26 protein-coding genes are annotated in these 19,032 nt (G+C 67.4%); 1 reads left to right on the top strand and 25 read right to left on the bottom strand.

All coding sequences use genetic code 11. The annotated features are described in order from the left end of the window. Positions 1-14 precede the first annotated feature (14 nt). From DEJ47_RS24490 to DEJ47_RS24510, 6 genes are all read right to left on the bottom strand, one after another. The gene (locus tag DEJ47_RS24490) at positions 15-449 is read right to left on the bottom strand and encodes a hypothetical protein (protein ID WP_150171662.1); all 435 of its coding nucleotides are present in this window, start codon (positions 447-449) and stop codon (positions 15-17) included. A 30-nt stretch (positions 450-479) separates the two neighbouring features. Next, positions 480-611, bottom strand: a complete 132-nt coding sequence (locus tag DEJ47_RS37415; RefSeq protein ID WP_263398903.1) for a hypothetical protein — start codon at positions 609-611, stop codon at positions 480-482. Then, positions 608-1,069, bottom strand: a complete 462-nt coding sequence (locus DEJ47_RS24495; protein WP_150171664.1) for a hypothetical protein — start codon at positions 1,067-1,069, stop codon at positions 608-610. Before DEJ47_RS24495 ends, DEJ47_RS37415 begins: the two co-directional genes overlap by 4 nt. Before the next feature lie 74 nt (positions 1,070-1,143). Further along, on the bottom strand, positions 1,144-2,058 hold the full coding sequence (locus DEJ47_RS24500) for a hypothetical protein (RefSeq protein ID WP_150171666.1): 915 nt from the start codon (positions 2,056-2,058) through the stop codon (positions 1,144-1,146). Continuing rightward, positions 2,049-2,366, bottom strand: coding sequence for a hypothetical protein (locus DEJ47_RS24505; RefSeq protein WP_150171668.1), 318 nt, complete (start codon positions 2,364-2,366; stop codon positions 2,049-2,051). The genes DEJ47_RS24500 and DEJ47_RS24505 overlap by 10 nt, the downstream gene beginning before the upstream one ends. 242 nt (positions 2,367-2,608) lie before the next feature. Next, the gene (locus tag DEJ47_RS24510) at positions 2,609-3,064 is read right to left on the bottom strand and encodes a hypothetical protein (RefSeq protein WP_150171670.1); all 456 of its coding nucleotides are present in this window, start codon (positions 3,062-3,064) and stop codon (positions 2,609-2,611) included. A 279-nt stretch (positions 3,065-3,343) separates the two neighbouring features. On the opposite strand from DEJ47_RS24510, the gene DEJ47_RS36540 reads away from it, so the two are divergent. Then, entirely contained in the window at positions 3,344-3,496 is a 153-nt protein-coding gene (locus tag DEJ47_RS36540; protein WP_190415542.1) for a hypothetical protein, read from the top strand. Positions 3,497-3,544: 48 nt separating this feature from the next. Here DEJ47_RS36540 and DEJ47_RS24515 read toward each other — a convergent pair whose 3' ends face one another. The 19 genes from DEJ47_RS24515 to DEJ47_RS24605 form a co-directional block, all read right to left on the bottom strand. Then, entirely contained in the window at positions 3,545-3,775 is a 231-nt protein-coding gene (locus DEJ47_RS24515; protein WP_150171672.1) for a hypothetical protein, read from the bottom strand. Further along, on the bottom strand, positions 3,772-4,656 hold the full coding sequence (locus DEJ47_RS36545; RefSeq protein WP_190415543.1) for an N-acetylmuramoyl-L-alanine amidase: 885 nt from the start codon (positions 4,654-4,656) through the stop codon (positions 3,772-3,774). The genes DEJ47_RS24515 and DEJ47_RS36545 overlap by 4 nt, the downstream gene beginning before the upstream one ends. Positions 4,657-4,720: 64 nt before the next feature. Further along, positions 4,721-5,044: a DUF2746 domain-containing protein gene (locus DEJ47_RS24525; RefSeq protein WP_150171674.1), complete on the bottom strand. Its 324-nt coding sequence runs from the start codon at positions 5,042-5,044 to the stop codon at positions 4,721-4,723. Beyond that, a complete protein-coding gene (locus tag DEJ47_RS24530; RefSeq protein WP_150171675.1) occupies positions 5,041-6,315 on the bottom strand; it encodes a tail fiber domain-containing protein in 1,275 nt (424 codons plus the stop codon). Before DEJ47_RS24530 ends, DEJ47_RS24525 begins: the two co-directional genes overlap by 4 nt. A gap of 79 nt (positions 6,316-6,394) precedes the next feature. Then, positions 6,395-6,646, bottom strand: a complete 252-nt coding sequence (locus DEJ47_RS24535; RefSeq protein WP_150171677.1) for a hypothetical protein — start codon at positions 6,644-6,646, stop codon at positions 6,395-6,397. A gap of 22 nt (positions 6,647-6,668) precedes the next feature. After that, the gene (locus DEJ47_RS37420; protein WP_150171679.1) at positions 6,669-7,670 is read right to left on the bottom strand and encodes a collagen-like protein; all 1,002 of its coding nucleotides are present in this window, start codon (positions 7,668-7,670) and stop codon (positions 6,669-6,671) included. Continuing rightward, the gene (locus DEJ47_RS24545; protein WP_150171681.1) at positions 7,670-7,972 is read right to left on the bottom strand and encodes a hypothetical protein; all 303 of its coding nucleotides are present in this window, start codon (positions 7,970-7,972) and stop codon (positions 7,670-7,672) included. The genes DEJ47_RS37420 and DEJ47_RS24545 overlap by 1 nt, the downstream gene beginning before the upstream one ends. Further along, positions 7,972-9,180 (bottom strand): siphovirus ReqiPepy6 Gp37-like family protein, encoded by a 1,209-nt coding sequence (locus DEJ47_RS24550; RefSeq protein ID WP_317850860.1) that lies wholly within the window; start codon positions 9,178-9,180, stop codon positions 7,972-7,974. Before DEJ47_RS24550 ends, DEJ47_RS24545 begins: the two co-directional genes overlap by 1 nt. Next, positions 9,181-10,029 (bottom strand): phage tail domain-containing protein, encoded by an 849-nt coding sequence (locus DEJ47_RS24555; RefSeq protein ID WP_223828486.1) that lies wholly within the window; start codon positions 10,027-10,029, stop codon positions 9,181-9,183. Then, positions 10,029-14,012 carry a hypothetical protein gene (locus DEJ47_RS24560; RefSeq protein ID WP_150171687.1) on the bottom strand — a complete coding sequence of 1,328 codons (3,984 nt, stop codon included), beginning with the start codon at positions 14,010-14,012 and terminating at the stop codon, positions 10,029-10,031. The genes DEJ47_RS24555 and DEJ47_RS24560 overlap by 1 nt, the downstream gene beginning before the upstream one ends. A gap of 3 nt (positions 14,013-14,015) precedes the next feature. Beyond that, a complete protein-coding gene (locus tag DEJ47_RS24565) occupies positions 14,016-14,336 on the bottom strand; it encodes a hypothetical protein (protein WP_223828487.1) in 321 nt (106 codons plus the stop codon). A gap of 50 nt (positions 14,337-14,386) precedes the next feature. Continuing rightward, positions 14,387-14,725: a phage tail assembly protein gene (locus DEJ47_RS24570; protein WP_150171689.1), complete on the bottom strand. Its 339-nt coding sequence runs from the start codon at positions 14,723-14,725 to the stop codon at positions 14,387-14,389. A 104-nt stretch (positions 14,726-14,829) separates the two neighbouring features. Next, positions 14,830-15,582 (bottom strand): hypothetical protein, encoded by a 753-nt coding sequence (locus DEJ47_RS24575; RefSeq protein ID WP_150171691.1) that lies wholly within the window; start codon positions 15,580-15,582, stop codon positions 14,830-14,832. A gap of 75 nt (positions 15,583-15,657) precedes the next feature. Continuing rightward, positions 15,658-16,158 (bottom strand): hypothetical protein, encoded by a 501-nt coding sequence (locus DEJ47_RS24580; protein WP_150171693.1) that lies wholly within the window; start codon positions 16,156-16,158, stop codon positions 15,658-15,660. Continuing rightward, the gene (locus tag DEJ47_RS24585) at positions 16,158-16,526 is read right to left on the bottom strand and encodes a DUF5403 family protein (RefSeq protein WP_150171695.1); all 369 of its coding nucleotides are present in this window, start codon (positions 16,524-16,526) and stop codon (positions 16,158-16,160) included. Before DEJ47_RS24585 ends, DEJ47_RS24580 begins: the two co-directional genes overlap by 1 nt. Then, on the bottom strand, positions 16,526-16,861 hold the full coding sequence (locus DEJ47_RS24590) for a phage head-tail adapter protein (RefSeq protein WP_150171697.1): 336 nt from the start codon (positions 16,859-16,861) through the stop codon (positions 16,526-16,528). Before DEJ47_RS24590 ends, DEJ47_RS24585 begins: the two co-directional genes overlap by 1 nt. Further along, positions 16,858-17,316, bottom strand: coding sequence for a hypothetical protein (locus DEJ47_RS24595; RefSeq protein WP_150171698.1), 459 nt, complete (start codon positions 17,314-17,316; stop codon positions 16,858-16,860). The genes DEJ47_RS24590 and DEJ47_RS24595 overlap by 4 nt, the downstream gene beginning before the upstream one ends. A 71-nt stretch (positions 17,317-17,387) precedes the next feature. Then, positions 17,388-18,449 (bottom strand): hypothetical protein, encoded by a 1,062-nt coding sequence (locus tag DEJ47_RS24600; RefSeq protein ID WP_223828488.1) that lies wholly within the window; start codon positions 18,447-18,449, stop codon positions 17,388-17,390. 77 nt (positions 18,450-18,526) lie between these two features. Continuing rightward, positions 18,527-19,030, bottom strand: a complete 504-nt coding sequence (locus DEJ47_RS24605) for a hypothetical protein (protein ID WP_150171700.1) — start codon at positions 19,028-19,030, stop codon at positions 18,527-18,529. Positions 19,031-19,032 lie beyond the last annotated feature (2 nt).

Here is a 19,032-nt window from a genome sequence, read left to right on the forward strand (position 1 = left end):
GCCGGCCTTCCGCGTCAGTCGAAGTCGGGCGCCGCTGCGGCGGCCTCGGTCACGGCCGCGTCGCGCTTCTCGCCGTATGCCACGACGGCCGCGACGATCTCCGGGTCCGTCACCGGCTTCCAGACCCACGCCGGGTTGCCGCCAGGCTTCTTGGACGGCACCTGATCGACGGTGACGAGCACGGCCTGACCCACGACGGTCTCCAGGTCGCGCGCAAGAACCGTCTGCTCGATGCGCTGACCGAGGTTGACTTCCGGGGCAGCGCCGAGCTGCTCGCGCGACTTCCAGATGGAGATGTCGCACAGGGCGCTGTCCTTGGGGCCGTTCGGCGTGGGCCTCTGGCGCTGGAAGTCCTTGACCTCGACGAGGATCGCCACCGCGTCGATGTTGTCCTTTGGCTTGAACCAGCCGCCGTTGGCCTGGGGGAGAGAAGCGAGATTCAGTGCCACTAAGGGGAACTCCTTGTGTTTGAGGTCGAGTTATCGGCTGATGCATCGGGCGGGCATGTCGCCCGCCTTCGAGAAGGTCCACAGCTCGCAGGGGGCGGCCGTCCAGAGCCAGACGGCCAGCAGGAGCGAGACCACGGCCAGGGCCAGGCCCAGGGGCTTCACTCGGAGGCCGCCTTGAGGGCTCGGCCTCGCGCCTTCCACGCGTCCATCACGGCCTGGTCGGCGAACGCGTCCTGGTTCCGCGCCCACAGCCTCTTCAGGTCCTCCGTGGTCACGCAGGCGTTGATCTGTTCCAGGAGAGAGGCCGCGGAGCCCTGTTCGCGGGCCGGGGCCGTCTGGGCGGCTGTCCACGGGTCCTCGCCAGGCGCCGCAGGCTGCGCGGCGGGAACGACGGTGGCGCCCAGGTCGCGGACGACAGTCGCGACGCCCTGAGCCGTCTTGGACGCCTCGCTGACCAGCTCGTGAAGGCTGAGCGTGGTTACACTTTCACGTTCGAAGCCAAAAAAAGTGGCCACGTCGTCGTACACCTCGTACGCGGCTCCCTTGAAGGCTGCGGCCCAGTCGTCGCGTTCTGGGCCCGACTTGATGGTCACGGTCACCGACCGCTGTGTGTCGCTCAAACTCACCCCTCTCGTGTAGCGCCGAACCGTCCGGCGCCAGGTTCAAATTACACGTTCAGGTCATGGAAAACAACTCAAAACGGACGAAGAGCACTCCTGTTCTTGCCGCGCAAGGAGCGCGTGTTCTGCGCGGCCTTCGCTGCCTCCCAGCCCAGCCGCAGGTCAGCCCAATAGGGCGTGCACTCCCCGGAGCCTGCGGGGAGGTGGAGGATAATGCCCCAGTCCTGGGAGACGGCCGGGATCGGGGCGTACGCAGCCCTCGCGAGATCGGCCGGCACTTCCCGGCGCTTCCAGGCGGCGAGCGCCTTCTTGTCCCGGTCGTTGACGGGGAAGAGGGTGTGGTCGTACAGCTCGCCACGGCTGTAGACCGCGAGCTGGCTCGCCATCTTGAGGCGGCTGTACTCGATCGAGCCCGTCTTCAAGTCCGCGATGAACAGGCCCTCGACATGCTCGCCGTCCGGGCCGGGGCCGCTGTAGCTCACCATGCGGTCGAAGGTGCCGCCGACGCCCAGCTCCGGCACCACCACGAACGTCTCCACAGCGACGACATCGAACGGCGCGGTCGACATCTTGTAGGCCGCCATGTCCGCCACGTCGGAAGTGGCGACCCCCGCAGGCAGGTGCTCGCCCCGGTCTACGAACTCGCTGAGCGTGTGCAGGTGTGTGCCGCGCTCCCGCTTTGCGTTCGCTCCGGCCACCGTGACCGCTCGCTCAGCGAGCGCGTCCAGGCGAGCCTTCCCTTCGCGCGTCTCTGGGTTCAAGTTAGCCACTTCGCGCAAAAGAGAACCCTCGCGAGCGGCGCCCACGAGGGTCATTCGCTGCTTCCAAGACATCAGCCCGCTCTTGTCCTCGATGGCGTCGATGAACGTCGTCGTCCTGGTGAGGCCGCGGGGCTTGCCGCCCTCCTTCGGTACCACGAGGGGCCGCCCCCACCCATCACGCGGAACGGACGGTGCGGGGGCGGGCAGTGCGGTGATGGTCAGGGCCATATAGGGGGCTCCTTCTGGTTCGTCCAGGTGGGGACCAAGTGGATGCGCACGAAGTCGGGGCCGTCGCCTATGAGCTCGGCCTCCTCCTCCGTCTCGGGTATCAGGGCGAGGTCGAGGGCCGCCGCCTGCGCGACACCCCACTGAAAGTCGCGCTCTGTGTAGTCCAGCGAAAGGGTCAGGTGGAACTCGAACGCGTCGGCGTCCACACAGAGGACGGCACCGCCCTCCGTGATCCGCTGAACCCCGGCCTCCCGCCAGGCTTCCCCCGAGTGAGCGAGGACTGTGGTTGCCTCGCGCTGCTCCTCCACTCGACTTGGCCCCTCTGTCGTGCTTGGTGCAAGTTTGCCTTACTTAGCGGAATCCTAACCGCCACATCTGACATCGGGATCACCCCACAGGAGGATGTTCGATAGCTTGTTCGAACACTCGCGGAGGAGCCGGGATCTAACCCGGACCGGGCGCGCGCCCGCCCGGCGCGTGGCCTCGTGACCGGCGCAAACGCAAAAACCCCCAGGGAATCGATGTCCCTGGGGGTTAACGGCTTCTCGGTTCAGTCGGCGCGGCGGCGCTTCGTCGTCTTCTCTGCGGGCTGGCGGATGATGTCGGTGTCCTGCTCTTCCCGTGGGATGAGGAAGAAGCCCTCTTCAGTCTCGGGGTCGTAGTGGACGACGGCATTCTTTTCCTCCAGGTCAGCGAGCCACGAACGCAGCTTCTTGGCGTCTCGGTCCGCGAGCTCCTGGCCATCGCGCACGCGCGCCTCCAGGCGAAGCATGATCACCTCGTACCGGAAGCGGTGCTTCTCCTCGACGGCCCACGGGATCAGGTTGTCATCGCGCGTGATCCGTCTCTGCATCCTGTGCCGGCGCCTGTAGTTGCCCCACATGGAGATGGAGGTCTTCCGGTTGTACTTCCGCTGGTACTCCTGGACCATCCATGCGTAGGTCTTCTTCTGCTGGAACCACTTCTCGACTTCGGCTTCGTCGACGATCTTCGACGGTGCGGGCATGTCTCCCCTTGGCTTGGATCTTGAATCCCGCAGGCTGCGCGGGGTGTTGAGCGCCAAGGACGCTCGCCTATCCCAACCTACGGTTACACATACACGTTAGACTCGTCAACGTGGAACTTGCGCTTGGTTGTACCGGAGAGGCAAATCGAGATGACTGTCACAGTCTGTAATGTCTGCAAAACGCCCGGTTTGCCTACGCGGAAGTATCGAATCGAACGTGTAGGTGCAACCGAAAGGGTCGTCGACCTATGCCCGGATCACGCCACGCCGGTCGAGGACGTGCTCGCGCATACCGCCGAACCGGCAGCGGACGCCGAGGGCACCAGCGCTGCGCCTGCCCCAGCTCGTCGGCGCTCCAGCAAGCGCAAGGTCATGACCCTTGAGGAGATCGAGGAGCTGAAGGCGGCCCAGCGAAAGGGCGCCGGGCAGTGAAACGACGAAAGCCCCCTGCTGGCGGAGACCAGCAGGGGGTTCTTCGTGTCAGCCCTCGTCGCCGGGGTCGGGGTCGGGACTGCCCGTCTCGACCACGCCGAGCGCGGTGAGGATCTGGACGATCACGGCCACCTCGGGGCTGTCCGCGTACACGATGGACGCGATGCTGACGAGCACACCGACCGCAGCCAGAACGGCGCCCACGCGGGTGCGGTACCGAACCGGAAGCAGGTTCACGAGGCTGATCGGCTTGGAGCCGGGCATCTGCATCTTGCTCATCGGCGACCAGCCTCCTTCTGGAGCTCCTTGAAGCCGCGGGCGCCTATGGCCGGGTCGTACGAACGGCCCGAGGTCTTCAGGTGAGGGTTCTTGTTGTGGAAGCGCGCCACTGCGGCCTGCGTGTTCTTGCCGTAGAACGTGGTGACCGCGCCAGGGATCGGGCCGTACCCGGCCGCGATCAGAAGCCGCTGAAGCTCGGCCACCTGTGCGTGCGTGGCGCCGGGCTTCACCCCCTCCTTCAGGGCGACGATCGAGGACGCGGGCTTCGAGGGCTTCGACGGCTCGGGCGACGTGCCAGCCTTCTTCGCCTTCACCAGCTCGATCAGGCGCTTGATCGGAAAGTTTCCAGGGTCACCGTGATCGTTCTCAGGAACGTGCTGGTGACCGGCGATCCCTCGGAAGTCGTTCCACTCGGCGAACGACATGCGCTGACCGTTCCGCGACCCGTACGAGGACGGGTACGACAGCCAGGGCTTCGACGTGGAGACCAGCGGGATCGGGTACGTGTCGGTCAGCCACTTCACGAGGTCGACCAAGGCCGCCAGATCGGCATCCGAGGCGTTCGGCCAGTACAGGCCAGGGCCGCCCTTGTCGCACGTGCCTACGAGCTCGATCTGGACGACGTTGAGTGTGTTCGTCTGGACGCCGCCAGACTTGTTCACCAGCGCCCGCGCGCTGTGGTTGGCGTAGAAGTGCTGACGCACGACGCCGCCCTTGATCGTGAAGTTCGGAGCCGAGCCGCCGCCGCCGTACGTCGGGAACGAACCGCCCTCGGTCGTGTGCAGGACGATCACGTTCGGGTGCGGCATGGTGTCGCCGGGGTACGTCTTGCCGTACCACTGCGACGTGGCGTCCGCCTTCGGGTAGATGTGCGCGGTCAAGAAGTGCTGCCTCCTCGGGCATGACAAAGGCCCCGCCGGATGCGGGGCCCGAAGGGGGGTGGGGTCAGTGGTGGTCGGACGTGGCGGAGACGTGGCGGTCGAGGCGTTCGGCGACCGCCAGACGCTCGGCCCGCTCGTGGGCCAGGTCATCGCGGATGCCGGCCATCTCTCGGCTGTGCTGCGCCTGGCCTTCGAGCACTTGGCCGAGGCCGGTAATCACGCGGTCCACGTCGTCGCGCAAGTTGGTGGTGTGCGTGTTGGACACCTGATCGCGGACTTCCCCCATGACTCGGTGCTGGCGGCGCAGCAGCTCGACGAGGGCGCCGATCAGGGCCACGGCCACCGTCCCAGCGGCCGAGATCAGAGCGGCTGAGGTCGAGGTGGTCACGTAGCGCTCACCTGACCTTCGAGGGCAGACAGGCGCTCTTCGAGGGCCTTGATCCGCGCCTCCTGGTCCTGCACGACGGGCAGGAGGGCCACGCCGAGAAGGTCATAGCGGACAGTCTCGATCTCGCCTTCCTCGTTGAAGCAGACGATCTCGGGGAGGGTCTCGAAGACCTCCTCGGCGATGAGGCCGAACTCGTTCTTACGGCCGGTGACCGGCGTGCCGTCCGGCTTCTCGTAGTCCTTGCGGTCGTAGACGCGCGGGCGCAGCGCGAGCACGTCGCCCGAGGTCACCTCGGAGTCGCGGACGTTGGTCTTGTACCGAATCGAGCTGGTGTTACGGCCGAAGTCCCCGGAGCCGTCGACCCACACGGCGTAGTAGGTGCCGGACCCGCCCACGTGGTAGGCGTGCGCGCGCTTGGTGCCGTTGGCCCAAGAGATCGTGCTCCCTGACGTGAGGTACTGCGAGTGGGAGTGGGAACTCGGCGGGAAGGTGGAGGGCTTCGACGTGATCGAGCTCCACGAGTGCGAGTGGCTCGACGGGGGGTAGGTCGAGGGCGTGCCGGTGATGTCGCCCCACGCGTGCTTGTGCGCAGACGGGGCGATGGTGCTCGGAGCGTCGCTGATCTGGGACCACGAGTGCGTGTGGGCCGCCGGGGGGAAAACGGACGGCTTGTCGGTGACGCTCGGCCACGAGACGGACGGGGCGAGGTTCGCCCAGGAGCTTCCGTTCCAGAACTCCCACGCCGAGGTGCTGCGGTTGAAGCCGAGGTCCCCAAGCCGCGGTGAGGTCGGGCGGGTCGAGTTCCACCAGGAGCCGACGTAGCCGCGCGTGAACTGGCGGCCCTCGGCCACGTTCGAGGCGGTGATGGAGGTTGCGTTGCCGGGCACGGTCACCCAGGCGAGCCGCAGCTCGTAGATACCGCTGTCCGTCTGGGTCAATGAGGGAGACGGAGAGCCGGGGGCACCCTTCAGCACGGCCAGCGTGATCGTGTTCGCGGTCGGGTCGAGGCGGAGCACGACCGCATCGGTACGGGTGGCCGTGTCGGCGGCCGGGATCGTCACCGTCTCCACCGCAGTCGAGAGAACGGCGTGCCCCCGAACGAGAGCGAAGCCGGGCTGCACGGTCACGGCCATGGAGGTCCCGGCAGCCGAGACACGGAACGCGGACGAGTCGGACGAGGCGGCGACGCCAGAGGAGAGCTCTCGGAACAGGTAGCTGAACTGGGTCTCCGTGACGGCCTGCGAGTCAAAGGGGTAGGCGGTGATCGCCAAGAAGGGTTCCTTCCTGCGGCATGGGGAAGGCCCCCGAGCGCATGAGCTACGGGGGCCAGCGGTAAGCGGTGCGGCAGCGCTATCGGCGGGCGACCTCGGTGACGGTGCGCGCCTCCGTGGTCTGCCGGGCGAAGGCGATCGTGAACCGCTCCGGTAGAGCGGAGACGGCGGCGCGCAGCACGGCGGTAACGACGGCCGCGCGCTCCTCGTCGGTCAGGCGGTCGTCGGGGTACAGGTCCGTGTCGTCTGGCAGCAAGACGGAGAGGCGGATGGGGGCCTTGTACTCCTCGCCGCCGCGTGCGGCGTTGAGGGTTCCGCCGGAAACGGTCACTGGTGCTCCTCGTGGTGTGTGCTCACGCCAGGGCCACCCAGAAGCGGTTGCTCTCGTTGGCGATGCCGGAGAGCGTGGTCGGCGGGGTGGTCGGCGAGGTGGAGAGGCGGCCGAAGCGCCACAGGTTGTTCAGACCAAAGGTGTTGGCCGGGGCGCCGAAGGTGTTCTCCGCGCCGAGGACCATCGGGCCGTCGCCCGTGGTCGTGTTGTAGTTGAAGCGCCAGACGACGTAGTAGATGCCGGGCGCGAGCGTCACGGCCGCGTCAAGCGCCGTGGAAGAGGCGTTACCGCCAGAGCCGTGCTGCTCGGCCGGCTCGTTGCCCGACTCGATGGTGCTGGCGATCCCGACCCGAGCCATCGACGTGTTGTAGATCGCGGCCCAGCTCCCGGAGATCAGGCCGCCCGCGTAGCCGCCGAAGTGCCACACCACCTTGGAGACCGAGGTCGAGGCTGCCACCTTGACGGCGGCGAAGCGGGGGGTGGTGCCGCAGTAGAGGGGAGTTGAGGCCGTCAGCACGGGATCGAAGGCCCACGCCTTGAGGCCGAGGTCGGTGGGGCTGAACTCGCTGGGCGGTACGTACGGATCTGAGATCGGGGGCAGTTGCGAGCTCGGCACCTTGCCCGTGCTGTCCAGGGTGGCAACGCCGTTCGCCGCGCCCCTCTGGCTCGTCGGCACCGCGTTCACGTGGGCCGCAGTGAGCACGGGGTTCGGTCCAGGGAGGCCGTTGACGGTGTCGACCGAGCCGGGGTCGCCCTTCTCGCCCTGCGGGCCGGGAGCGCCCTGCGGTCCTGCGGGCCCGGTGTCACCCTTCGGGCCCTGTACCCCGGCTGGGCCCGACGCTCCGGTGTCGCCCTTCGCGCCTTGGGGACCTGCGGGGCCGGTGTCGCCCTTCATGCCTGGGTCACCCTTTGGGCCGGGTGCTCCGGTGTCGCCCTTCGGGCCCTGCGGTCCGGCCGGGCCGGTCGCTCCGGTGGGGCCGACGACTCCGGCGTCCTCGGGGGCGGGCCATACGGAGAGTCCCATCAGGAAACCTCCACGCCGCTGATGTGCGTCAGGGCTTGTGCGGCGTTGCCCTGTACCTCGATCTTGTCGCCAGCGTTGAGTACCTGGCGCACGTCGAGCGTCAGCACGCCGTGCGGCGCGATGCCGACGTTGGCGAGGAGCGGGACGCCGCCGAGTCGGACGGTGACGCTGGCGCTGGTTGTCGCGGAGTTGGTGGCGACGATGTTCGTGATGACGGCCTGGCCAGCGGCCGGCACGGTGTAGACGGCGGTGAGGGCGGTCGGAAGTGCCGCCCGATAGAAGGCTTTTGGCGCGCTGGCCACTACCACGCTCCCATGAGGCTCATGACGGGATCTGACCCGCCTCCTTCGGCGTGCCGCTCCAGGGCGGACACTCGGGTTTCGGTGCTCTGCATTCGCTTCGCGGCCAGGGCCGTGGGGTCGAATCCCGTGGGGTCGCCGAGCGTGGCGCCGAGCCGGAAGCCGTCCTCGTCGGCCTTGATGACCATGCCGGTCACGGTGGCGGCGAGCTCCTGGCCGCCCGCGATGACCGCCACGCGGTCACCGATCCCCCAGTCCCGGCCGAACTCCATGGACGCCGCGTCCTCGACCGGCACGGCCTGCACGGCAATGGAGGTGTCACCCGAGTCGGCGAGGACTTCGTTCCCGGCCTGCGTCAGCTCGTCTCGGTCGTTGGTGTTGCGCTGGTCGACGAAGCGTTCGATCCGCCGCCCCCACACGCCCTCGGCGGTCACGGAGGACTCGGAGTCGACCGGTACGAAGGTGCGCTCCTCTTGCTCGCCCTGACCGGCGACGATCACACGGGTGACGCCGGGGGGTGAGACGGAGACGCGCTGTCCGGCGAGGGTGCCGGTCACGACATCGAGCCGGACTTCCTTGGTGCGGTCGGCGACCTCGAACGTCTCGAAGACGAGAACGCTGCCGCGCTGGACGACGCGGAAGCCGAGGCCAGCCACCGCGCCGATCTCCGTCAGCAGCTCGCCCAGTACGGGGAAGCGAGCCGACTTGGTGAGGGTGGGGCCGCGTCCCGCGTTGGCCCCCATGGTGAGTCCGGCGCGTCGTCTCGCGGCGGGAGCTAGCGGTCCGCAGTTCGCTGCCACGTACTGGTGCATGAGCGTCTCGGCTGGGCCGGTGCGCTCGTCGTGGCCGACCTTCTGTGTGGACACGTCGCCGTTTGACGGCTCCGGCCAGGCGAGCATGTCCGACAGGACAACCGAGTCGGACACCCCGTCGAAATTGACGGAACCGCGCCGGTCCTCGGGCGTCGCCGCGTACTCGGAGGTGACGACGGGGCCGGAGATCAGCACATCGGTGGGGCCGGTGATGATCAGCCCGGCTCCCGGTGCGCGCAGGGCTTCGGCGAGGGGGTGTTCTGAGGGCAGTGTCAGTTTCCACGTGCCGACGTTGCAGAACTGGTCCTCGATCGAGAGGGCCAGGTCTTCGGGGCGGATCAGGCCCAGCCGTGTCAGTGCCTTGTCTCGGACTTCGACGGTGAGGTCTTGCAGCTTCAGTCAGATCACCATCCACCTGCGGGCCCGCCAGGAGCACACGATCTTGGAGGCCGCCGTGGTGTCGATCAGAGTCACGTCAGCAGTCGATACGCCGGGCGGGATCGTCCAGAAGCGAGGGGCCGGCGCGAGCTGGGCGTACCGGTTGGCTCCCTTGGCGTCCGTCACCGACCCGTTGCGGGTATCGATGATCAGTCGCTCCGAGGCGGTGAGAGAGCCGGTCCAGCGCAACGTTTCGCCAGTGGGCGACTTCACCGTGAGATCCCGGCCGGGCCCGTACACCTCCCACACGGGGTAGACGTCGGCATCCCCGTTGTTGGTCAGCGTCATCTCGCCGATGGCCTGGGATGCTGCCAGGGGCATCGAGGCCAGGGACGACAGGAACGGAGTGGTTCCCGGATCGCCCCCGACCGCCTGTGTGGACACACCTGACGCTGTGAAGTACGGGTCCGGGGCCCGGAGGGAGAGCACGGTCTGAATGTCCGACCCTCCGGACCCGAGGTCGATCTCGCCGCCGCCTGTCCGGTAGACCACCGTGGACCAACGCCGCCCGGAGTCGTCGACCAGGACGAGGCGCATCTCACCCGCCATGGCCCGAGCGAGCCGGGATATCAGCTGACCGAGGTGCTGCCGGTCCCGGCCCACGATGTCCAACGGCATGTCGATCTCACGGGGCAGGACCCGTTGCCCCCGCCATCGGGCGCCGTCTCCGGCCCCTTCGAGCCACTGGACGTTGACGGAGGGCAGGCCCATGCCGGTCAATCCGGCAGTGGCCTGGAACCCTGCGCCTGTGCTCTGTACCTCTCCGAGGTCGAGCGTGTCCCGCTCGGTCTCTAGAAGGAGTGATGTCACTACCAGCCCACCATTCGTGCTCGGTTGGCCGCCGCGAACAGATCCTCTTCAGCCGAGATAGAGGAGCCGGGGGCCGCGTAGTAGTTGAGGACCTTGGTCACCGTCGAGCCCGTATGGCCTTCGAGGCCGCCGTTCACCGCAGCCGATACGGAGCGGGCCGCGCTGGCGTAGTCCGAGCGGCTGGGCTTCGCGGTGATCGCGTCCACGGCCTTAGCCACGCGGCCGGACTCGCTCTCGATGCCGTTGGCGAATCCGCGGCCGACGAAGCCGCCGAGCTTCGCGAAGACCCGGCTGGGCGAGTGGATGCCGAGCGACTTCTTGATGGCCTTGACCATCGAGTCGGAGATCTTCAGCATCAGCTTCTCGATGGCGCCCTGCTGAGCTTGGAGGCCCTTCACGATGCCTTCGGCTGCGTGAACACCCGCCTCGTACAGGGCATTCGATGCCGTGCTGCCTGCCTTGTTGGCGTACTTCTCCAACTCGGCCTGGAGCTTGTTGAGCTCCTTGATTCCGTCCGCTCCGGCGCCTGCGATCGACTCCGCCGCAGCCAGGCCGGCATCCGGGCCAGCGCTCGCGATCTGGTCGAAGGTCTCCTTGTTCAGGCCGAGCTTCTTGAGCTTGTCCAGGGCGGTGGCGAATCGCTTCGCCTGCTCGATCGCCTTGGTGAGGGCGGCCGTGATGCCGGTGAAGGAGGTGTCCTCCACCTTGGTCACGTCGCCCGTGTCGATGACCTTCCGGGCGACTTGCTCCGCGTAGTTGGAGGCTTCCTCACGGAGCTTGTCGAGCTTGTCGCGGGCCGCCTTGAGCTTGGTCCCCACTCCGTCCCACTGGGCGAGGAGCTTGAGGAGCTGCGTGCGGTCGGCGTTGACTCGGGCCTTGAGTCCCTTGGACGCGTTCTTTGGGATCTTCGCGGTCAGGTCGTTGAGCGACTTCTTGACGTTGTCGTACTGCGACTCAAGACCTCGGATGAGGCCCTTGATGATGGCGCGGCCCGCGTCGTAAAGAAGGATCTTGTCCTTCGGGAGCGGGCCCTTCCAGTCCTTGAACTTGGAGGTCAGGTTGCCGAGGGTCTCCTTGACGCCACCGAACATGCTGGTGATGCCCTTGATGAGGCCCTTGATCAGCTCCTTGCCCGCGTTGACGAGCGTGGAGCCCAGGTTCGACAGGGCGGACTTCGCCTTGCCGGGCAGCTCCTTGACGAACTTGATCGACTGGGTGACGCCGTCCTTCACGGCCTGCCAGAGCGCCTTGGCCCCTTCGACCGCCTTGGACTTGATCGCGGCCCACGCGTCGGAGAAGAAGGACTTGACGGCGTTCCAGCCCGACGACCAGATGGATCGGACGTTGCGGAGGCCATCGTCGATGTAGCCCCGGATCGCCGTCCAAGCGACGCCAAGGCCACCGCGGATTGCGTTCCAGATCCCGATGAAGAAGGACTTGATCGCGCCCCAACCGCCGGTCCAGACGGCCTTGATGAGGCCCATGCCCTTCTTCAGGACACCGAAGATGCCGACGTTGATGATCACCTTGAAGGCGCCGACGATGATGTCCCAGATCCCCGAGAAGATCTGCTTGACGCCTTCCCAGGCGCGGGACCAGTCGCCGGTGAAGACGCCAGCGAAGACGTTCCAGACGCCCATGATCACGTCGAGGACCCCGGTGATCACGTCAACGATGCCGTCGAGCGCCATCGCGAGCGAGCCGATCAGGAAGTCCGCGACGAACTGAAGCGCCGGGACCAGGATCGGCATGATGAAGTTGACGACCTGGATCAGCGCCTGAAGGAAGGGCTGAAGCGCTTCCGAGACCCGCTGGAACGCTTCGGTCAGCGGCGGCAGGCAGGCGGCAACGATGTACTCGAACAGCGGGATCAGCGGTGTGATCACCGCCGAGACGAGCTGCAAGAGCAGGTCGACAACGGGCGTAACGGCCGTGACGATCGCCGTGAACGCCTCGGCCACCAGGGGCAGGATCGGGGCCAGGCCGGCAACGAGCTGCGCGACGAGCGGAGCGACCGCGCTCATGATCGTCATGAACAGCTCGGCGACTGGAGGCAGGATTGCCCCAAGCGCCGTGAAGGCGGCGTTGAGCATCTGCCCGACGACCGGGACGAGCTGCATGACGAGCGGGGCGAGCTGCTGAATCGCTCCCGTCAGCGCGCCGCCGAGAAGGCTGATGATCGGGATGATCATCGGCGCGAGCTGGGCGAAGGCGTTGGACAGGGGGATCAGCGCTGCGGCCAGGAGCGGGCCGAGCATCGTCGCGAAGGCCCCGATGACCTCCATCAGTGCGCCGAACGCCTGGCCAAGAGGGGCCATCGCGGGGGCGAGCGCCCCGACCGCGTTCTGAATGCCGTTGAAGAGGGCCAGGACGCCGTTGAAGACCTCGGGTTGGGCGAGGGCGTCGGCCACTGCGGCGAGGGCCTGACCGATGATCGCGCCGACCTGCGGCAGGAGGGCGGTCAGGAGGTGCCCGAAGGTGATGAAGAAGTTCTCGACCGCCGGGCCGGACACCGTGGCGATCTGCTGCATCGCCGCGTGCGCGGCAGCGAAGACGTTCGTGAGGCCGTTCTGAAAGCCCTCGCTGTCCACCGTGGCATGGATGGCCTGGAGAGACTTGTTCAGCGTCGAGAGCGACGTGCCCCCGGCCTCGGTCGCCGCGCGGGCGATGCCCGAGAGGATGCCGTAGGTGTTCGACAGGATGCCGCCGAGATCCTTCAGGGCGGCAATGCCCTCGTCGATCTCGGCCTTGATGCCGTTCTCGCCCTTGCGCGAGAGGAAGTCGGAGAACCGCTGCGAGAGGTCGACGAACCACTGAGCCAGCGACGGAAGGTAGCTGGTGCCGACCTTGCCGAGTGTCGCGATGATGTTCGCGAAGGCGTCAGTGCCCGTCGTGGCGATCTCGATGCTCTTCGACAGGTCGACGAACATCTGGTTCAGGGCCGGGTTGAGCGCGCCCTTGAGTGAGGTCGCCAGGCCCCCGAAGAAGCCGCCGAGCTGGGTGGCCGTGCGGTTGACTCCGGCCGTGAACTCCGGGAGGAGCTCGTCGACCATCTCGCGAATGGGCTGAGCGGCCTTGTCCCAGAAGTTCTTGCTGATGGAGTCCTGGAGCTTCGACAGGGCTTCCTTGACTTCAGGGACGACCTTGTTGAAGTCCTTCAGGGCGGCGAACGTGACGCCCAGGCCGACCGCGAAGCCGCCGAAGAGGCCGGGCAGAAGCGCGGCTGCGGGCCCGATCTGCGCGAGGCTCGCCGCCAGGGCGAAGAGGTTGCTCGTCCCGGCGATGGCGATGCCCGTCAGACCAGCGATGGCCGAGGCCAGAGAGCCGATGACCGGAACCGACTTGTCGAGGTTCTTGAGGATGTTGCCGAACTTCTCGAACAGGTTGTTCAGCACGCGGATGCCGGACAGGGCCGCGAGCGAGGCGGCGACCTTCGCGACCGCCGCGTTGTTCAGCTTCGGAAGGATCGAGACCGTGCGGGGCCGAGTCAGGTAGGCGAGGCGCGTGGAGACGGCGGCCGAGGCGCCGGTAGGCCAGTTCAGCTCTACGTCGACCTTGACCGGGGAGATACGTTTCACCCAGTCGTCGATGTCGCGCTTGGTCTTGTCCGCCGACTGCTGGTCGAGCTGGAGCTCGACCTTGCCCGTGGCCTTGAGGTCGTCGACCTCGAACGACACCTTGCGGTTGTTGGCCTTGTTCTGGAGCTCACGCCGCGCGTTGTCAACAGCCGTGGCTATACCGTGCGTTGCGATGGTCGTGTAGAAGCGGATCTTGCGGGCGTCCGTCGTCTTGTTGTGACGGTTGATGTCCCGCACCGCTTCCAGCGCGCCCGTCTGGGCGCCCCTGGCGTCGACCTTCGTGCCGATCGTGATCTTGAGCTGCTGCTCGATCTTTTCGAGCTGCCTCTTCGCCTGCTCCTTGAAGTCGGATGTGTCAGGCAGGACGCGCACAGACACGCGCCCGATGACCTGCCCGGCGGGCATGGGCTACCTCCCGGCGAACCGCTTGTAGATCTCGGCCACCGAGGCGGGCCGCTTGCCGGCCTTCTTCTTGGCCTTCGGCTTCGGGCGCGGGTACTCGGGGATCTTCGGCGCCTTGCCCTTGCCCCACTGGCCCGTGGCCCTGGTGTTGGTGTTGAGCGCGTCGAACAGGTCGGCTGCCATGTGGCGGTCCTGGCCCCAGCCGAAGAACTCCCTGCCGCCCGACGCGAGGGCGACGGTCAGGGACGTGTCGGGAAGCCTCTGCAAGAGCGAGAGGACCAGGGACGGGGAGGGCCCGCGGCCTGCGATCACGTCGGCGAGATCCACGCCGTAGTAGAAGCGCAGGTCGGGATACAGCCCCTCCCCGTACTGGTCGATCAGCCCTGCGAGGCCGAGGCTTCCCCCGCCTGGGTGCCCTCGCCGTACCGGTCGAAGATCTCCGCGAGGACCGCGAGGTCGCCGTTGACCGCCTTGAGCAGCCGATCGGCCGCCTTCGTGTGCTCGGCCACCAGGCGGATCGCCTCGGAGAGAAGCTCCTCCTGATCGGCGCCGTCGTCACCGAGCCGTTCCTGAAGCGCGGTGAGCTCGTTCCGCGCGGTCTTGGTCAGGCGCAGCGGGTTGAGCAGGCGGACGGTCTCGCCGCCGAGCTCGATGTCAGTGCTGCCGTACTTGGCCTCTGCGGCGTTGCGGATGTCGTCGAGGGAGTAAGAAGCCATGGGGGTGCGGACCTCCAGAATTGAACGAGAAAGGGGGAGGCGGACCGAAGAGAGGGAAGGGCCCGGCGCGAGCGGGTCCGCAGCGCTCACGCCGGGACGAGGGGTTAGGCGCCCGAGCCGGGCGCCGTACCGGAGGCCCAGGCGGAGCCGGTCCAGTAGGCGTTGGAGTCGTCGCCGAGGGCGACGTACTGGCCGGAGGTCCAGGCCGTCAGCGGGCTCGCGGTGACGGTCGCCAGGGCAGCGAGGTTCGCGGGGGCGACAGATCCGTCCGGGGTGAAGGAGCCCGGCGTGCCAGCGGTCGCGCCAGTGGCGACGGTGCCGCCCAGGGGCGTCACGGCGTAGGTCCAGGTGTTGTTGCCGTAGACCATCGGCTTGACGCCGAGCGGGAGGCCGGCGAGGGACTCCGTGTCGGCAATCGCCATGTCGTCGGCCCTGTAGATCTCGGCCTTCGGGGCGTAGAAGCCGAAGTGGTTCTCGCCGTCCACGAACACCGCGAGGAAGGCCGCCTGTGTCGGCTGCGGGTCGGCCGGGACGCCGATCGTGCCGTCCGGCAGGGTCGGGGCGTTGGCGCCGAAGTAGAGCTTCAGCGCGGCCTTGTCGAACTGCTGCAAGGTCAGCGCCATCGTCTCCGTGCGGGCGCTGTACTTCGTGCGGAGGGTCTTGTTCTGGAGGCTGCCGATCGTGGTGGCTTCGCCACCTTCGGAGGTGATGCCGAAGACATCCTCCAGGGAGGTGTGGCCGACCGGCTCCCACGGTGAAGTGGGGACGAGGAGATCGTCAGGCATCGGCGTACCGACGGGGGCCGTCAGGTAGTTGCCGGAGCCGACGACGAGAGTTGCAAGGTCGTTGAGCGCCAAGAAGAAACGTTCCTTCGTGCGGGCATAAAAAAGGGCCCGCACCCCGGAAGGGGTCGGGCCTTTCGTCTGCTGTGCTTAGTGGGGAAGGGGGTAAGGGCGCTTCCGCGGCTTGCGGATACGGATGTCGTAAATCGACTCGTAGCGCCACACGCCCGTGGGCAGGTCCGCGTACTGCACGGGGCCGGTCGCGGTCGCCCAGTCCGAGGCCCGGCGTGGGGAAGAGTTCATGTCGACTCGGGTGATGTGGCCCCGGCCGGGAACGACTTCGTTGTTGAGCCAGGCGTCCCGCAGCACGACACGGACGGCCTCGGACAAGATCGCCGAGTCCTCATCACCGTTGGGGTCAGCCGCGAAGCAGTTGATCACCACGCGGGCGGCGTCGGTGAAACGGGCGTCACCGTCCCACGCGCCGAAGCTGGGGTCTCGGCGGACCAGGACGAGCGGAAACGTCTCATGCTGGTCGACGAGCGACTTGACCCGGATGCCCGGCAGGCCCTTGCGGAGGACGACGAGCAAGAGGTCTTCGACGGGGCTGAGTTCGGCGATGGCCTTGATGTGGTCAGGAATGCCGGCCACTAGTCGACCCTCACCTTGCCCTTCCGCTTCTTGGGCAGGCCCGAGGCGGTGGCGAGGACGTAGAGGCCGTCCGTCGCGGGGACCTCGACTTCGTACTCGTTGCCGTCCCTGTCCTCGCGGGTCACGGTGTACGCCTTGCGGCCGTACTCGATGCTCAGGGCCGCCTTCTGGCCCGCGTCGTCGGAGAGGACCACGTACTTGTCGATGCGGCCTTCCTCGACCTCGATCCGCGAGTGCCAGTCGACGTGGTGCTGGGCAAGGATCTCTTCGGCCTTCACCGCGATCTCGAACGTGACCCGCTCCAGCTCGTCTTGCACGTCCTGGTGCCGGGCGAGGACCCGGTTCGTCTTCTCGTACATGTAAGCCATCAGGGCCGCTCCCGGATATCGATGCTCCAGTGCCGGGTACGACGGTCGCCGTGGTGGTAAGCGGGAGGGGACACGATGTCCCACTCCCGGCCGTTGTACTCCACGCGCGACCACAGGGAGACGCCCTCAAGATGGGCGTCGACCACCATCCGGGTCACGTTGATCTGCTGCTGACCGGGGACTTCCGCCTTCGAGGAGCGCTGCGGGATGAAGGCGGCGCGTACCTCGATGGGGCCTTCGGGGTCGGCCACGATGACGGTGTTGCCCCGGTTGTCGACCACCTCGACCGTTCGCCAGACGCGCGCCTTCTGGCCGCGCCTCCGCTGGACGCTCACCAGGGCCCCACCTCATCCGGGAACAGAGGGAAGGGGGCGGCGGTCGAGTAGTCGACCGGCACGTAACCGGGGCCCGTGCGGGCCTTGGAGCCCCAGGCGACGACGGGCACACTGGCCAGCCCTGCGCGGTTCCCGGCGAGGTTCTCCAGGAGGCGGATCTCCTCGCGGGTGAAGTACACCGACCCGGCGTCGCGGCCGTGGGCGTCCGACCAGGCAAGCGTCTCGTCACCGGCCCTCGACTGCGTGTAGCCGTTCGGGTTGCGCATGTACCTCGCCGCGGACTTCAGCACGAGCGTGCGCACCAGCCGGGGGGCCGAGTCCTCGGGCCAGTCGCGGCCGTAGGTAGCCGCCAGGTCCGACGCGTCATCCAACGCCGTTACTGCGATGCGGAGTTCGTCTTCATCGGGCTCCCAATCCAGGCGGCCCTTCAGCTCGTCCAGCGTCGCGTACGCCACGCGTCGACCTCCTTTCGGGCAGGCCAAGCAGGGGCCGGCGCGTGTGGCACCGGCCCCTACGAGGCGGGGGATCAGGCGTTGGCGGGATCGGCCTCCGGCTTCACGCCGGTCGGGGTCCAAACCTTCGCGTCGGAGACGCCGGTGATCTTCGCCAGCTCGGAGGCGGCCTCGGGATAGTCGCTCTTGCCATCGAGCTGGAGCTTGATGCCGCGCACGAAGTGCTCGCCGGTCGAGATGATCTCCTTCTCGTTGGCCGCGTCCCAGCCGACGAGGATGTCCGTCACGCTGCGGAAGCCCGCGTACGTGTTCACGACGGAACGGTCCTGCATGTACAGCGGGTCGTAGTCGCGGACCCAGCGGAGCGCGATGTTCTCGAAGCTCGTGGTCGCGCCGTACGGAACCGACTGCGGGACGCTCGGGGCGCCGGACAGGAAGATGAACGCCGAGGACGCGAACGCGTAGGCGCTGTCAGCCGGAATGGTCTGGTCGACCACGATCCGGAAGCCGAACCGTTCGCCGATCGAGGCAGTGCGGAGCGCGGACTCGGCCTCGCTGTCGCCGACGTTCTGGGCCAGGTTCAGCTTCTCGTCGGTGAGGAGCGCCGACTCGAATTCGGTACCGACGAGGAGGTATCGGCCCTCGCGCGGAGCGTGGAAAGCGTTCAGCACGCGCCTGGCTTCGATCAGCGCACCGCGAAGGTTCTGTCCAGCGTTGCCGATGGTGACGTTGTACGACTGGCCGGTCAGCGTGTTGACCGCCCGACGCTGAAGGCCACGGGCGATGGCCTTCGACTGGGGGCGCAGGAGCTTGGCCCAGTTGTCGATATCGAAATCGTTCTGCTCGTCGGTCAGCTTGACGGCGGAATACACGTTGCCGCCGAAGGTCACGGCGATCGTTCGTTCGCTGTACTCGTCGAACTGGATCGGCGCCGACCGGTCGTTCCGCCATGCGTAGTCGTGGAAGGGAAGAATTCCCTCGACCTTCATGGAGATGGTGTCATTCTCGGCACCCTTGAACGCGTCGACGCCCTGCTTCTGGAACAGGTTCGGAATGACGAGCTCCTGCTCCAGCATTCCGACGGCGGCGTTGACGAGCTTCTGGGGCTTTACAACCTGGTGCTGGACGGTGGGCAAGTGGTGCTACCTCCGGGGGCATTAAAAAACCCCCGGCCGGGCGGCACGGGGGTTAGGGGAAACGTTTCTTCAAGGCGCTAAAAGCGCCGGGCGCGGCGAGCGAGCTTGCGCGGGTCCATCTCTTCGTCGGGGTCCTCGGACGGATCGAGGCCGCCGCCCAGGCCCTCGGGGACCTTCGGGGAGACGAGCGCCTGGAGGGCCTTCGCGTCGGCTTCCAGCTCCTCGGTCGTGCTGCCGCGCAGGCGGCCGGCGAGTTCCTCGGGGAGGTCGTACTTCCGGGCCACGGAGGCTACGACGAGCGTGTGCTCCAGCTCCGCGTTCCTTGCCTTCACCTCGGCAAGGGCGGTCTCGAACTCCTCCGGGCTCTTGGCCTCGGAGAGCTTGGTCTCGGCGTCTCGCAGCCGAGTGCGGTATCCGGCCGCCTCGTTGCGGACCTTGGCCAGCTCCTTGCGGGCCCAGTCGGGAAGCTCGTCTTCCTGCGCACTGGTCTTTTCCGCGGGCTGCTCGACCTCGCCCTTGGGCTGCTCGGTCTCGCCGCTCTGGGGCGCCGGGGTGGACGACTCGGGGGTCTCTTCGGGCACGG

Origin of the sequence: Streptomyces venezuelae, from assembly GCF_008642355.1 — a bacterium.
Taxonomy (GTDB): domain Bacteria; phylum Actinomycetota; class Actinomycetes; order Streptomycetales; family Streptomycetaceae; genus Streptomyces; species Streptomyces venezuelae_B.

Bases quoted from the DNA above. Each gene is read 5' to 3' on its own strand.
- DEJ47_RS37420 (WP_150171679.1), bottom strand. From the start codon at position 7,670: ATGGGACTCTCCGTATGGCCCGCCCCCGAGGACGCCGGAGTCGTCGGC.
- DEJ47_RS24500 (WP_150171666.1), bottom strand. From the start codon at position 2,058: ATGGCCCTGACCATCACCGCACTGCCCGCCCCCGCACCGTCCGTTCCG.
- DEJ47_RS24510 (WP_150171670.1), bottom strand. From the start codon at position 3,064: ATGCCCGCACCGTCGAAGATCGTCGACGAAGCCGAAGTCGAGAAGTGG.
- DEJ47_RS24570 (WP_150171689.1), bottom strand. From the start codon at position 14,725: ATGGCTTCTTACTCCCTCGACGACATCCGCAACGCCGCAGAGGCCAAG.
- DEJ47_RS24515 (WP_150171672.1), bottom strand. From the start codon at position 3,775: ATGAGCAAGATGCAGATGCCCGGCTCCAAGCCGATCAGCCTCGTGAAC.
- DEJ47_RS24560 (WP_150171687.1), bottom strand. From the start codon at position 14,012: ATGCCCGCCGGGCAGGTCATCGGGCGCGTGTCTGTGCGCGTCCTGCCT.
- DEJ47_RS24585 (WP_150171695.1), bottom strand. From the start codon at position 16,526: ATGGCTTACATGTACGAGAAGACGAACCGGGTCCTCGCCCGGCACCAG.